The organism is Pedobacter sp. L105, assembly GCF_009765875.1.
Lineage (GTDB): Bacteria > Bacteroidota > Bacteroidia > Sphingobacteriales > Sphingobacteriaceae > Pedobacter.
Window position 1 is genome coordinate 97,356 of record NZ_LMUP01000003.1, and the last position, 14,210, is coordinate 111,565.

A 14,210-nucleotide genomic window follows, 5' to 3' on the forward strand; every position below is an offset into this window, starting at 1 on the left:
TAAACGAATTAAAAATTTTGTGTAAGTCCGTACGTATTCAACAAAATAAGCTATTTTCCTTAGTTTTCCATCTTTTAAATGTCATTCTGAAGCAATGGCTGAACTATTGTCTAAATAATCTCAGGATTTAAAAAAAACAATTAGCTTAGCAAACCCTATTTGATAGGATAATATGATCGCTTCATCAAAGCAGTAAAATATAAAATGCAATCAATAGTAATAACAATTAACAGCAGAAAACGTTTAAAGAATTAACATATGCAATATTCAAAACTGGGAAAATCTGATCTGAAGATCAGTAAAATTGGTTTCGGCTGTATGTCTTTAAAAGGAACTGCTGCAGAAAATGAAATCATTGTAAATAAAGCCCTGGAGTTGGGCATCAATTATTTTGATACGGCCGATCTGTATGAAAATGGAGAGAACGAAATCAAAGTAGGTAAACTGTTAAAATCCAATCGCCATCAAATCGTACTGGCTACCAAAGTAGGTAACCAGGCCAGGCCGGATGGTTGCGGATGTGACTGGAATCCCAGTAAGGCATATATTTTAAGTGCAGTAGAAAATAGCCTCAAACGACTGCAAACAGATCATATTGATCTCTATCAGTTACATGGCGGTACAAAAGAAGACCCTATTGATGAAACGATTGAAGCTTTTGAAAAGCTAAAAGAACAGGGGAAAATAAGATATTATGGCATCTCTTCCATCAGGCCAAATGTGATCAGGGAATATGTAAAAAGATCTTCTATAGTAAGTGTGATGATGCAGTACAGCCTGCTGGACAGAAGACCCGAAGAAGAATGTCTTGACCTATTAAAAGAGCATCATATCAGTGTGTTAACCCGTGGAAGCGTGGCCCAGGGTTTGCTGGTTGACAAGCCGGGAAGACCCTACCTCACCTGGTCGCCTGCGGCGGTGAGTGCAGCAGCAGAGATTGTGCATCAGGTAACAGGTAAAAGCGGAAGTGCCGCTCAGACAGCCATTCGTTTTGTTTTACATCATGATGCAGTAAGCAGTGCGGTAGTAGGGATCAGGACTTTGGCACAACTGGAGGATATCACTGCTTCGGCAGATGCCGAAGAACTCTCAGCGCAGGAGATGGATGTGCTCACCCATGCCGCATACCCGCAGTTTTATTCAGACCACAGGTAAAATATGAAGTTATCTTTCGGTACAGAAGTTAATCATCAGCCCAATTATTTTCTGGAGAAAATATGGAAAGGCCTGTTACAGGGGCCGGGAAAACTGGAAGAAAGTTACCTGAATTACCAGAGCCGTTACCTGGAAAAGTTTGGTCAGTTCTGGGAAGGGGATACCTTTGGTGAATTTCTGGAGCCGAAGATCCACACGATCAGGAGGGATGCAGATCATGAGTGGAAGGCAGGAATGGATATTCAGCTGGTCATTAACCTCAATACCCCTGATGAATTTCAGTTTGCCCCTTTATTGAAATGCCAGTCTGTTCAAAGAATCCAGATTGACTATTCCAACCTGATCAGTGAAAAAGGGCCGGCAGTATTTATAGATTATGAACTCCTGGACAGGGTAACCCTTGCACAGATGGTGATGAATGATGGATTCCCCACGATAGATGATTTTTTTCTGTATTTCAATGAAGAGTTTACAGGGAACCTCATTCACTGGACTCCCTTAATCTACAGTTAAGCTAGCGGTATCCCATGGCCTGCAGGTTGAACAGTTCCGCATATCTTCCTTTTTTTTTCAGTAATTCCTGATGGCTTCCAATCTCCACCAGTTCTCCTTTTTCCAGTACAAGTATCCTGTTAGCCATTCTTACGGTAGAAAAGCGGTGGGAGATCAGGACTGCCGATTTTCCCCGGGTCAGTTCTGAAAAACGCTGGAATACTTCATATTCTGCCCTGGCATCCAGAGCCGCGGTTGGCTCATCGAGGATCAGCAGCTGTGCATCTTTCATATAAGCCCTGGCAAGGGCAACTTTCTGCCATTCACCTCCGGATAGTTCAACTCCCTTTGCAAATCTTTTGCCCAATACCTGATCATATTTGGCCGGCAGCTTTTCTGCAAGCATATCTGCCAGGCTTTGGTGGGCAGCTGAGTGGATCAGGGGATTATTGTCTTTCTCTTTGATATTGCCTACTGCAATATTCTGTGAAAAGCTCATTTGATAACGGATATAATCCTGGAAGATAATACCCAGGTTCATTCTTAAATCTGCCAGGTCATATTCTTTCAGGTCTATTCCATCCAGTAAGATGCGTCCTTCTGTAGGATCGTATAATCTGGACAGTAATTTAACCAGTGTTGTTTTTCCTGCTCCGTTTTCTCCTACCAGCGCCAGTTTTTCACCAGGATATAAAGTGAAATTCAGGTGCCGATTGGCCCATCGGTCGGAGTGGAGGTACTGAAAACCAACATTTTCAAAGGTAAATCCCTGCTGAATAGGTTTTGGGAAAGGCAGTGATTTTGCAGCTGTTTTGATTCGCGGACTGATCTCAAAGAACTCGAAAAAATCCCGCAGGTAAATGGCCCCTTGCGAGACGGCCGTGAAACGGTTCAGGATTCCTTCCAGTAATGTTCTCAATTGACGGAAAGAACCCGCTAAAAAGGTCAGTTCCCCAATAGTTACTTTTCCTGATACGGCATCAAGTATGATTACAATATAAGCACCATAATAACCTGCCGTGCCCAGCAGGGCGAAAAAGGTACCCCAGGTTGAACGCTGGATGCTTAGTTTTTTATTGGCGATGTAAAAACGGTCGGATAAAGTAGCAAAACGATCGATCACAAAACCAGAAAGGTCAAAGATCTTCATTTCCTTCGCTGTTTCGTCGCTAGCTCCCAGGAACCTGAGGTAATCGAGTTCCCTTCTTTCGGGCGTTTGCCCGCGGGTAAGCGCATAACTGCGGTCATTAAAATAAGACTCGCCCATAAAAGAGGGGATAACCGCCAGCAGCAACAATAAAATGAGCCATGGGTTAAAGACGATCAATCCTGCTGCCAGGAAGCCCATGGTGATCAGGTCCTGCAACTGGCTCATCACCTGTGAAAGTAATATGGTACGGCCAATAGTTTGCTGCCTGGCCCGCTCCAGCTTGTCATAGAATACTGCATCTTCAAACTGGTCCAGATCTAGCGTTGCCGCATGGGCCATGATCTGTATAGAAGTATGTTTAGAGAAAAGATCACCCAGTAAGCTGTCAATCAGGGTAATCACCCTGTTCAGCAGATCCGAACTGACTGCCAGTACAAATTCCAGTACAACCAGTTTCCAGATCAGTGTAAGGTTAGGATGTTGCGGCGTTTTACTGATATGAACCACCTGGTCGATGATCAGTTTGCCTACGAAAAGCATAGCTAGCGGAATGGCTGATCTGACGATGCGCAGCAGTAAATTGCTGATGGTCATTGCCGGACTGGTTTGCCAGACCATCCTGAAAAATTCGGGCAGGTTGCCCAGGGCTGCAATCCGCTCTTTGAAAGTTAAGCCATCTTTCTTTGAATTTTGTAAGGAAGATTTATTGAAGAGCTTCTCTGTAGCCATGTTTGCTAAAATACGTAAATTCCTCGAAGAGATAGGCATCTTCACCCGGCTGCAGGCCTTCATGAGGAATAGCGTAATATTTTCCCTCGATCTGGATTCCCGTCGTTGTTCTTGTTAATTCCAGGTTGAGGAAACCATGCTGCATGGTCAGGTAATTTTCCAGTTTAACACCTTCAAAGATTTCGCTGTTAGCTGTATAAGTAATATCATCGGCCTCTGCCAGCCAGTGCAGTTCATCAAAACCACCGGCGCCGCAAACAATAAAAGGAACTATTTTACCGCTGCTATAAATTTTGCTGAAGCGCTGGTAATTATGTACATGTCCGCTTAATACGAGGTCAGGAACCACACCAGAGATCGTAAAAGCTTCTTCAAGAAAAGTGATCATTGGCAGGCTGGAACTGTGGTTAAAATCGGCTGAGTAGGGGGCATGGTGTAAACAAACGATGATTGCTTTATCAGGGTGTGAAGTTGCTGCATAGTGCAGTTCCTCAATGAACCACTTTTTCTGCTCTTCTGTAATTATCCCATATTTGGGCACATTACTGGCCAGCCCAATGATGGTAGCTAAAGGGGTTTCCATTGTCCAGTAGACGTGGGGCTGCAAACCGCTTTTACGCGTTTTGTTGTCTCCGAAAGGAACTGGTCTGTGTTGATCCTTAGTTCCGCAAAAAACACTGGTAAAAGGATAAAGGCTTGCGTATGGTGCGTCGGCAAGCGGGTTAACATCAGCATCGTGGTTACCGGGAATAGCAAAAATTGGTAATGGATAGTTTTTATAAGGTTTGAAAAACTGTCTTTCGTATTGTGTTGCTTCTCCAAAATGATAGACAATATCGCCTACATGATAAAGAAACGAAGGTTTATCTGTTACCTTTTTTGCATTTAAATATTGCTTGCCCATTTGTTCTGCAATGAGCTGCTGAAAGGCGGGGGACTTGAGGCCGCCGGTGTCGCCCGCTACCTGGAAAATCATCTGATCAGGTCCTGAAAGTTCCAGTTCGGGTGCTAAGCGGTAGGGGTATGGGCCAAAAGGCTGTGGCAGGGGCTGGAATTTATAATTGTCGTCTGCTTGATTTAATTTGAATAGTGGTGTTGTTGGTATACTTTTGTTTTCTGATGACATGCTATTTAAGCGTTTTTAATCAGGATCGATTCCAGCACATTGGCAGCATCATCGCACATATCTGTGGCCATTTCCAGGGACTGGAGGATCTCTTTTTGTTTGATGAGCTCGATGGCGTTTGTTTCTGTTTTAAACAGACGCGCAATGGCAGTATTGCATAGATGATCTGCCTGGCTCTCTCCTTTGTTTATCTTAATACAAATGTCGGTAATAATTTTGGTATTCCTTAGCTTACGGAGCTCTAAAATTGCGATTTCGAGATCTTTACACATATCTGCAAGTAAGTTGGCCAGCTGAACCAGCTCATCACCAAAGGTGGTAATCTTGTATAACTCGATGTTGAGTGCAGTGGTATAGATATTATCGGCCACGTCATCAATAGCAGTAACCAGGGTGTGGATATCCTCCCTGTCGAAGGGTGTAATGAAATTTTTGCACAGCTCCAAAAAGATAATATGTGTGATTTCGTCGCCTGCTTTTTCCAGACGCTGTATTTCCAGAAAATGGACACTGCGCTTATCTTCATCTTCTTCATTCAACGCAAACATTAAACTTTGGGATAGGTTAACCAGGTTTTTAATGTCTTGTTCAAAGAGCGACTGAAACTTTTTATCCTTGGGTCTAAAGAAGCTAAATAGAGAATTCATGAAGGTTTTTTATTTGCCGTAAAATTATAAAGGCAATGTTAAGTTTTCATAAAGTCTGTGTAAGCTTAACCTATATGTTATGTTTCCTGAGTACCAGCTGTCTTAAATCTGTATCCGTCACCAGCTCCGGATCTTTAAACTGACGGTTTAAAATGGCGTTTTTAATTCGTAAAGTGCCCGTAGTAGTGATCACAACTGCTACCTGCTGGTTAAAAGTATGGGAAACGTAAGATCCTATGGAAGGGTCAAATCGCTGTATTCTGATGATCAATTCGTAGATAATAAAAATAGGTATCGGCACATCGCAAAGCTAATTTAACAATTTGGTAATCTTTAATTATCATTCTGTTAATAAACGACTAGAGTTAACATGAATTTAATATTGCATCATTATGGTTACTTCAAAGATAGCAGTTGTGAAAAAGGAAATATGCGCGGAGATTAAATTTATATTAGAAAATAGCGAAAATAGTGCTTCTCAATGCTTTAACAATTACTACCTTTGCGCCACTAATTTTAAAAGGGAATAATGGGAAATCACAAAGATGTCAATAAACTAACTGCTGCTGGTTTATTAATAAGCTTAGGGATCATTTATGGAGATATAGGTACTTCTCCGCTATACGTGTTTAAGGCGATCATTGGCGACCGGCTGATTACCGCAGATCTGATTTTAGGAGGTTTATCCTGTATATTCTGGACACTTACACTACAAACTACTATAAAATATGTAGTGATCACACTTCAGGCCGATAACAAGGGCGAAGGAGGGATCTTCTCACTTTATTCCCTGGTTAAACGCAGGGCCAAATGGCTGATCATTCCAGCAATGATAGGGGGTGCAGCACTGCTCGCTGACGGAATTATGACCCCTGCGGTGACGGTTTCTTCTGCCATTGAAGGATTAGGTATTATTTACCATGGCCTGCCAACAGTGCCCATCGTTATTCTGATCATTACTTTTCTGTTTGCGATACAACAATTCGGTACTTCTTTTATCGGTAAGGCCTTTGGCCCTATTATGTGGCTCTGGTTTACAATGATTGCTGTATTGGGCGGTATTTATGTAGCGCAATTTCCTGAAATATTAAAAGCAATCAATCCATGGTACGCTTATCATATCCTGACCACCAACAGGGAAGCCTTTTTAATTATCGGCGCTGTTTTCCTTTGTACAACCGGAGCTGAAGCTTTATATTCTGACCTGGGGCATTGCGGACGTTCTAACATCCGTGTAAGCTGGGTATATGTAAAAACCTGTTTGGTTTTAAATTACATGGGCCAGGGTGTATGGCTAATGCAATTGCAGGGCAAACACCTGGGAGAATTGAATCCCTTCTTCCATATTATGCCGCAATGGTTCCTGATCTATGGTATCCTGATTGCAACCGTAGCTGCGGCAGTTGCTAGTCAGGCCTTGATTTCAGGCTCTTTCACTTTAATTTCCGAAGCCGTACGTTTAAACTTATGGCCAAAAGTTAAAATCAACTATCCAAGTAATTCTAAAGGTCAGTTGTATGTACCTTCCATGAACTGGGTACTGTTTATTGGTTGTATCCTGGTAGTATTGATCTTTCAGAAATCAGAGCACATGGAAGCTGCTTATGGTCTGTCGATCACGGTAGCCATGTTAATGACTACCATTCTGGTGACCATATTCCTGATGCGGAAAAAAGTACCGATGTACCTGATCGTCATTTTTGCTACTGTCTATACCATTATTGAAATGACCTTCCTTTTAGGTAATACCGCCAAAATATTGCATGGAGGATGGTTTACACTGATATTAGGTATTTCCCTGTTCTCCATTATGTGGGCATGGTCTAATGGAAGAAGGATCAGAAACCGCTACATGCGTTTTGTAGATATAGAAAAGTTTTATCCAATTATCAGTAAAATTAGCGAAGACGATAGTATCCCTAAATATGCCTCTCAGCTGGTTTACCTGACCAGTGCCAATTTTAACTCTGAAATAGAGTCTTCTATCATGTATTCCATGATTCAGAAACACCCTAAACGGGCAGATGTATATTGGCTGCTTCATGTTGACGTTACCGATGAGCCATTTACAATGGAATATAAAGTACAGCAGCTGATTGATAAAAAGCTGATCCGTATAGATTTTCGTCTGGGCTTCCGTGTAGAGCAGCGCGTTAATGTGCTGTTTAGAAAGGTAGTGGAAGAAATGGTTAAAAACGGGGAAATTGATATCACCAGTCAGTATAAATCATTAAAAGAACACAAGATTGTGGGCGATTTCAGGTTTGTTGTGATTGAAAAGGTATTCACCAACACTTCTACGGGTCTTAATTTTAAAGAGCGGTTTACCATGGCTTATTATTCTATTCTTAAAACATTCAGTGTACCTGAAGAAAAAGGGTTTGGTTTGGATTTAAGCTTTGTAGCCGTAGAAAAGGTGCCTTTGATTGTTGATCTGCCTACTGATTTCTTCCTGAAAAGGCTAAGTTAATCCTGTTTTCCGAAATCTGACGGTCTGATATTGGTCAGCTGATAAAAAGCTTTACTAAAGGCCGCCAGACTATTGTATCCGGTAAGATAGGCTATTTCGGTTGTCGTGTGATCTCCCTGCATGATCAATTCTATAGCTTTCGTTATCCTCATCAACTTTAAATGTTGCAGGAAAGAGACGCTCATCGCAGACTGAAAAAGGCGCGATAAGGTGCGTTCTCCCATTCCAAAACGCGTTGAAATATTTTCCAAAGTAATAGGATCAGAAAAATTCTGCCACATATACAACACGATAGGCCTTAATTTGGAATTGGTAGTGGTGGGTAATGCGATAGAGAAAGATTTGGTGCTTAATTGCGGCAGGATATTCTTTATGGCCGCCATAAATACATAGGCCTTATCTTTTTTTTCAATGTATCCATTCCAGTTTTCCGTGAAACTTATCATTTCGAATAGCAAATTGTTGACAGGGTATATCCCCAATTTACTGTAAAAAGGATCATTATTGTCATCTTCTGTATAAAAGTATAAGTTCTGGGTTACAGTGGCAGAACTTCTTACTTTCAGAAAATGAGGCAACCCCTGTGGTATCCAAACGTAATGCCGTGCCGGAATCACCCAGGTTTTGTCTTCCATGAAAATATAGGCTAAACCACCATCTACATAAGTAAACTGACCCTTGGAATGGGTATGAAGCGGCAGGTTCCTTTCCATTCTTTCATGGACGATAAAAACACTCCTGGGCTTCATTTCAATGTCGTGAAGATACTCTTCGATGTTTGAATTCTGCATTGGCTGGAATGGACAAATATTTGGTAATATAGATAAAATTAGGGGCATTACATACGTGTAATTTTGTGTAATATTTATGATATGTATTACTTTAATAAAAAATTAACCCTCATTTGTTGCACGATCTTCCTGCTGAACAATGCCAAAGCTCAGCAAGCCCCGAAGATGCAATTGTCTATTTCCCAGGTATGGGATAAGGTGTCTGCCAATAACAAAGCGATCAAGATGCAGGACCTGAGGGTCCAGCGTACAGTAGAAGGTATTAAAGATGCGAAAGCGGAACGTCTTCCGGAAATTACGGCTGACGGTCAATACTCTAAGATTACTAATGTCCCTATCTATAACAATGGTTTGTTAAAAGCGCATACAGAATATGAAGCTGTACATACGTTATACAGCTTTGGCGGGGATGCTTACTTTAACTTGTACAATGGCGGTAAAGTAAACGTCAGGATAGATGAAGAAAAGAAAGAAAGCGAAATTGCAACCGAGCAGAAAAACCTGACTACTGAAGAAATGAAATTAAGGGCAACGGCCTATTATCTCGACCTTCAGCGCAGCCATATTTTCAAAGACCTGCTGTTGAAAGATATCAGTACTCAGGAAAAACAGCTGGAAGAAATCAAACAGCTCCTTAAAAACGGGGTGATCTTAAAAAGTGATGTGTTGCGGGGAACGCTGAAATTATCAAGACAGAAAATGTCACTGATACAACTCGATAATGATATTCTCATCGCTAACCAGAAACTTAATATTCTTACTGGTTTACCCGATGAAACCGTGATTGAGCCTGTAGACGATGAAAAAAGTGAGCTTCCTGTTTTAAAACCTTATGCAGATTACCTGAATGACGCGATGGAACATTCTTATGCTTTTAAGATATCTCAAAAAGAAACTGAACTGAGTAAACTCGATATAAAAAATGTAAAGGCTAACGGCGCTATTAAACTGGGTCTCTTCACCAATTACAATTACACTTATCCACAGATTTTATTATATCCCTATTCAATGGCTATTTATGGTTTGGGTTTCTCTGGTATTAAAGCAAGTATTCCAATTTCAGCTTTATATACCAATAGGCATAAAGTAAAGGCGGCCGAGCTGAAATATAAACAGCAGGAAGTAGAGCATGCGGATACAGAGGACAGGCTAAGACAGGAAGTGAATGAATCTTATTTGCGATACAAAGAAGCACTGATCCGTATTGATGTAGCCAAAGAAAATATCAATCAGGCGACTGAGAATTTAAGGATTGTGAACAACACTTATTTCAATCAGCTTTCATTGATCACTGATCTGCTGGATGCAGATACCCAATTGCTACAAACCCGTTTCGATTATGCAGCTGCAAGGATAGCAGCTCAATTACAATATTATCAATTACAAAAGGCCATAGGTAACCTCTAATGAAAACGCAGAATAACTACACACAAACCGATCGTTTAATTACCAAAATAACGGCATGGATAGCCGGAATCATCACCATAGCATTGGCTGTTTGGGGAGTGATTACCGTGATAGACTTGTATAGCAATGAAGAAACCAATGATGCCCAGGTAGAGGAATATATTAATCCGATTACTTCCCGTGTAATCGGTTATATCAGGGAAATCAAATACGAAGAGAACCAGGAAGTAAAAAAAGGGGATACACTGCTGATCATAGATAACAGTGAGTATAAGTTACAGCAGGAGGAAGGGGAAGCAGCCCTGACCAATGCCCAGGCACAGATCAATGTGCTGGAAAGTAACGTTACCACTACCTCAAAAATGACTGAGGCAGGTTTATCGCAGATCGCATCGGCTAAAGCTAAGTTGTTAAGACAGCAACAAGACTACGACCGCTATTCTAAATTATTTAAGGTAGAATCTGCCACACAACAGCAGCTGGAAAACAGCAGGGCAGCATTGGATGTAGCTACCTCAGAATACCAGGCGGCAAAAGAAAATTATCAGGCTTCTTTATCAAAAGTAAATGATATTAAAGCGCAGAAAGGGGTTTATGAAGCAGAGATCCTGCGTCGTAAAGCTTTGCTTAACCGTAGTAAACTCGATGTGGGTTATACGGTAATCAGGGCCCCTTACAATGGTAAAATGGGAAGAAGGACAATACAGGAAGGACAGATCATCCAGCCAGGGCAAACATTAGCCTTTATTGTTGATCAGGATGCCGGCAAATGGGTGATTGCCAATTTCAAGGAAACCCAGATTGAACATATGCATATCAATGGAAGTGCAGAGATCACCGCTGATGCTTTTCCAGGAAAAAAATTTAAAGGTGTGATTATCTCTCTTTCACCTGCTACGGGAGCGCGGTTTTCTTTACTGCCACCCGATAATTCGACAGGTAATTTTGTGAAAATTGTACAGCGTATACCCGTAAAAATTAAATTGACAGAAAGCCCGGCGGTGATAGAACAGCTGCGTGCCGGAATGAATGCCAACGTAACGATAAAAAAGGACTAAAATGAGTTTAGCACAACCGGTATTTAAATCGTGGGCCCCTGTATGGCTGATCAGGATCACTATTTTCCTGCTCATCACACCCAGTTTGCTGCTGTTTACCTTATCTACTGCCAGTTCAGTTGCGGCAGCTGGCTATTATGGAATTGAGCCTGCCGATGTGCTGTATTCTATGATTGTATTTTATGCCGCATTAGCCGGGTTTTTTGCTTTGGAAAGAAGGTTTTTTACTTTCTTCGCTACTAAGGAGTACTTTTTAATCTGTATGGTGATCGAAGCAATTACCTGTTATGCCTGTTTTCATACCAATAATCTTTATGTACTGTTGCCTGTTCGCTTTATCCAGGGGTTGGCCAACTGTATGTCTACCAGTATTCTGATCACCCTGATGTTTGGGAGCTTACAAAGTGAAAGGGCTAAGGAAATCGGATATTCTGTATTTTATGGGTTATTACTGGCTATAGCACCCATTTCTGCACTCATTACTTCCCCGATCATTGATGATTTTGATTTTAATGTATTGTATAAGTTTATTATTTTCTCTTTCGTTCCCGGTAGTGTGGTCTTACTGCTGATCATGAATAATGTACGGTTAAACAGGAAAATGCCTCTCTATCAGGTAGACTGGTATAGTTTTGTACTCTATTCTGGTATGCTGTGCTCCATAGGTTATGTGTTGTTATATGGGCAGCAGTATTACTGGCTGCAGGATAAACGGATTGTTATAAACCTGATTGCCAGTGCTGTGCTGATGGTGATCAATATTCTTCGTCAGCTTCATCAGAAACGCCCATATATTGACCTGACTATTTTTAAAAGGAGAAATTTTGTGGTCGGCGCAGTGATGATCTTTCTGCTTTATTTAGTGCGCGGGGCTTTTGGGATTACCACACTTTATTTTGGTTCAACATTGGGGATGGACCCAAGAAATATAGGTTATCTGCTTATTGTCAATCTTATAGGGATTGTCATAGGAAGCCTTGTATCTTCAAGAATGGTGATCTTGAGAAGGCCAATGCGCTTAATATGGTTATATGGCTTTTTCATTTTACTGATCTTTCATTCCTGGATGTGGTTTTTATTCAGTACCCAGGCTGATGCGCTGACCTTTGCCGTCCCATTGTTTCTTCAGGGGGCAGGAGTGGGGATGCTGATGACGCCTATTATCATTTTTATGATCTCCTCAGTGCCCGGTCATTTAGGGAGTTCGGCCTCGGCAGCAGGTGTTTTTTTTCGCTTTATGGGTTTTTGCACCAGCATAGCCCTGGTAAATTATTTTTCACTGCGTTTCAAAACAGATCATATGAACCGTTTTCAGGATCAGTTAAGCAGTTTAAATCCGGTTGTTGCAGAACGTTTAAAAATGTACACAGGGGCACTCACTTCAAAAGGTGTAGCTCCGGATCAGGCGGCTAAAATTGCCCGGGGATTGTTAAACAGATCTGTAGAAGCGCAGGCATCCCTGCGTACAATGATGGATTATTATTTATTGGTTAGCATTTTAATTGCTGTTATACTGCTGATCATTGCCCTCATTCCATACCTGAACAGGACAAAAATTAATCTAAAATCTAATCAGCCAGCTCCCGCAGGTTACTGACGGATGATCCTTTCATCCTTGTCTTCGTGCGCGTCCCTTTGCCCGTTGCCAAGGTCGGTTTTGGTGTTTTCGCCGAAGATGGAATCGTCATTTTTTGGTACTGATGGGGTAGAATCGTCTCCATTTGCTGATTTTGGTTCACTTTTTAACCCATCTGTTTGATTTAAATTTTCAATCGCCGGCGCTCCAGCTGCATTGCGGTGATCGGAGTTGCTATTGAACTTTGGAAAGGTCTCGTTTTGAGGTTTTTCAACGTTATAGTGCTCTGAACCAACTACTTTCGGGTTTTCTTTTTCGTTTTCGTTTTCCATGATATTGTTCTTTTGAATAGGTAGTTTAACTAACAAACCCGTTCTTAAATGGTTTTAAATAAACATCTATATATATTAAAAGGCAATATTCGAACGTTAATCATTTGGAAGAAAACCAATAATTATTAACTTTAAGCCCATAAATCAAATTTAATTAACAAAATATCATGGAAAAATTCGCAAAATTAAAAGAGTTAATCGCCGGAGTTGAGGCAGATGCTGACAAGTTTTACAATTCAGGTAATGGTGCTGCTGGTACAAGAGTACGTAAAGCTATGCAAGATTTGAAAACCCTTGCTCAGGACATCCGTACTGAAGTAACTGAAAAGAAAAACAGCGATAAATAAATAATTAGTTTTTGCTGATAGCATACTAAGAGAAGATCCCGGTTGGTATTTACTAACCGGGATTTTTATTTGTTAGCCAATTTGTATTTTTAAAATTGATTTCTGTTTTATATTTATAAATAATCTATTTTTATCTTTTCAATAGCTCTCAGCATGGTTAATACATTTAAAAGAAATATCCGTCTAGGCCTGGGCATATCGCTTTTGGCTTTAATTCTAAGTTCCACTGCTTCTTATGTCAGTATCCGGAAATTACTGGAAAGTAACGAATGGTTAAACCATACCAGTGTGGTTATCCAGGGGCTCGACGATATCCTTTCCCGCATGAAGGATGTGGAAACGTCCCAACGGGGTTATCTGCTGACCGGAGACCAAGTGTTCTTAGAACCTTACACTGGTTCAAGGGAGGATGTAACAACCGATGTTGATCATATTCAATTGCTTACCGCTGATAATAAGTGGCAGCAAAAGGATATTCCATACTTAAATAGCCTGATCAATCAAAAATATGCAATTGTTGACCGTACAATTTCCGATAAGAAAAACGGTATTTCTGTAACTAAAACGTCTTTGCTGGAAGGTAAGGGCATCATGGATCATATCAGGAAGCAGATCCATCTGATGAAGTACCGTGAGCATCAACTGATGGTTGCCAGAACTTCAAGAGTAAATCGCTTCGCTACTTTTACACCCCTGCTGATTCTGCTGGCTTCTCTGGTAGCTGTAGTGGTGACTTTTGTTTTTTACCGTCGCATGAAAGCCAATCTGGCTGATAATCAGTTTCTAATGGAAGAACTGGAAAGAAAAGAAAAAAGTACACAAAAAAATATTGCAATGATCAGTAACCTGGCAGAGCAACTGGCAAAAGGTAATTACGATGTGAGAATTAAAGACAACGATTTAAAACCTCCGCGTGATAATCCTTTTTAA

Annotated in this window: 14 protein-coding genes; 8 read left to right on the forward strand and 6 right to left on the reverse strand. The window is 41.0% G+C overall.

What is annotated here, in order from left to right; genetic code table 11:
- The first annotated feature begins 258 nt into the window (after nucleotides 1–258).
- Nucleotides 259–1,155: an aldo/keto reductase gene (locus GSQ84_RS04855; RefSeq protein ID WP_158796143.1), complete on the forward strand. Its 897-nt coding sequence runs from the start codon at nucleotides 259–261 to the stop codon at nucleotides 1,153–1,155.
- A gap of 3 nt (nucleotides 1,156–1,158) precedes the next feature.
- Nucleotides 1,159–1,668: a hypothetical protein gene (locus tag GSQ84_RS04860; protein WP_158796144.1), complete on the forward strand. Its 510-nt coding sequence runs from the start codon at nucleotides 1,159–1,161 to the stop codon at nucleotides 1,666–1,668.
- 1 nt (nucleotide 1,669) lies between these two features.
- On the opposite strand, the gene GSQ84_RS04865 is transcribed toward GSQ84_RS04860, so the two are convergent.
- The 4 genes from GSQ84_RS04865 to GSQ84_RS04880 form a co-directional block, all read right to left on the reverse strand.
- Entirely contained in the window at nucleotides 1,670–3,526 is a 1,857-nt protein-coding gene (locus GSQ84_RS04865; RefSeq protein WP_158796145.1) for an ABC transporter ATP-binding protein, read from the reverse strand.
- Complete coding sequence (locus GSQ84_RS04870) at nucleotides 3,501–4,652, reverse strand: metallophosphoesterase (protein WP_158796146.1); 1,152 nt, start codon at nucleotides 4,650–4,652, stop codon at nucleotides 3,501–3,503. Before GSQ84_RS04870 ends, GSQ84_RS04865 begins: the two co-directional genes overlap by 26 nt.
- A gap of 5 nt (nucleotides 4,653–4,657) precedes the next feature.
- Nucleotides 4,658–5,299, reverse strand: coding sequence for a DUF47 domain-containing protein (locus tag GSQ84_RS04875; protein WP_158796147.1), 642 nt, complete (start codon nucleotides 5,297–5,299; stop codon nucleotides 4,658–4,660).
- 70 nt (nucleotides 5,300–5,369) lie between these two features.
- Nucleotides 5,370–5,600, reverse strand: a complete 231-nt coding sequence (locus tag GSQ84_RS04880; protein ID WP_158796148.1) for a hypothetical protein — start codon at nucleotides 5,598–5,600, stop codon at nucleotides 5,370–5,372.
- Between the two features lie 228 nt (nucleotides 5,601–5,828).
- Here GSQ84_RS04880 and GSQ84_RS04885 point away from each other — a divergent pair, with 228 nt between their 5' ends.
- Nucleotides 5,829–7,769, forward strand: a complete 1,941-nt coding sequence (locus GSQ84_RS04885) for a KUP/HAK/KT family potassium transporter (protein ID WP_158796149.1) — start codon at nucleotides 5,829–5,831, stop codon at nucleotides 7,767–7,769.
- On the opposite strand, the gene GSQ84_RS04890 is transcribed toward GSQ84_RS04885, so the two are convergent.
- Nucleotides 7,766–8,560, reverse strand: coding sequence for an AraC family transcriptional regulator (locus GSQ84_RS04890; RefSeq protein WP_158796150.1), 795 nt, complete (start codon nucleotides 8,558–8,560; stop codon nucleotides 7,766–7,768). The genes GSQ84_RS04885 and GSQ84_RS04890 overlap by 4 nt on opposite strands.
- Before the next feature lie 81 nt (nucleotides 8,561–8,641).
- On the opposite strand from GSQ84_RS04890, the gene GSQ84_RS04895 reads away from it, so the two are divergent.
- The 3 genes from GSQ84_RS04895 to GSQ84_RS04905 are packed head-to-tail and all read left to right on the forward strand — an operon-like array spanning nucleotide 8,642 to nucleotide 12,622.
- A complete protein-coding gene (locus GSQ84_RS04895) occupies nucleotides 8,642–9,967 on the forward strand; it encodes a TolC family protein (RefSeq protein ID WP_158796151.1) in 1,326 nt (441 codons plus the stop codon).
- Nucleotides 9,967–11,025 carry an HlyD family secretion protein gene (locus GSQ84_RS04900; RefSeq protein WP_158796152.1) on the forward strand — a complete coding sequence of 353 codons (1,059 nt, stop codon included), beginning with the start codon at nucleotides 9,967–9,969 and terminating at the stop codon, nucleotides 11,023–11,025. Before GSQ84_RS04895 ends, GSQ84_RS04900 begins: the two co-directional genes overlap by 1 nt.
- A gap of 1 nt (nucleotide 11,026) precedes the next feature.
- Entirely contained in the window at nucleotides 11,027–12,622 is a 1,596-nt protein-coding gene (locus GSQ84_RS04905; protein WP_158796153.1) for an MFS transporter, read from the forward strand.
- Here GSQ84_RS04905 and GSQ84_RS04910 read toward each other — a convergent pair.
- Nucleotides 12,616–12,933, reverse strand: a complete 318-nt coding sequence (locus GSQ84_RS04910; protein WP_158796154.1) for a hypothetical protein — start codon at nucleotides 12,931–12,933, stop codon at nucleotides 12,616–12,618. The genes GSQ84_RS04905 and GSQ84_RS04910 overlap by 7 nt on opposite strands.
- A 167-nt stretch (nucleotides 12,934–13,100) precedes the next feature.
- Between GSQ84_RS04910 and GSQ84_RS04915 the strand changes: the two genes are divergently transcribed.
- Together GSQ84_RS04915 and GSQ84_RS04920 are read left to right on the forward strand one after the other, a co-directional pair.
- Nucleotides 13,101–13,280, forward strand: coding sequence for a histone H1 (locus GSQ84_RS04915; protein WP_068396067.1), 180 nt, complete (start codon nucleotides 13,101–13,103; stop codon nucleotides 13,278–13,280).
- A 153-nt stretch (nucleotides 13,281–13,433) separates the two neighbouring features.
- Entirely contained in the window at nucleotides 13,434–14,210 is a 777-nt protein-coding gene (locus GSQ84_RS04920; RefSeq protein WP_158796155.1) for a CHASE3 domain-containing protein, read from the forward strand.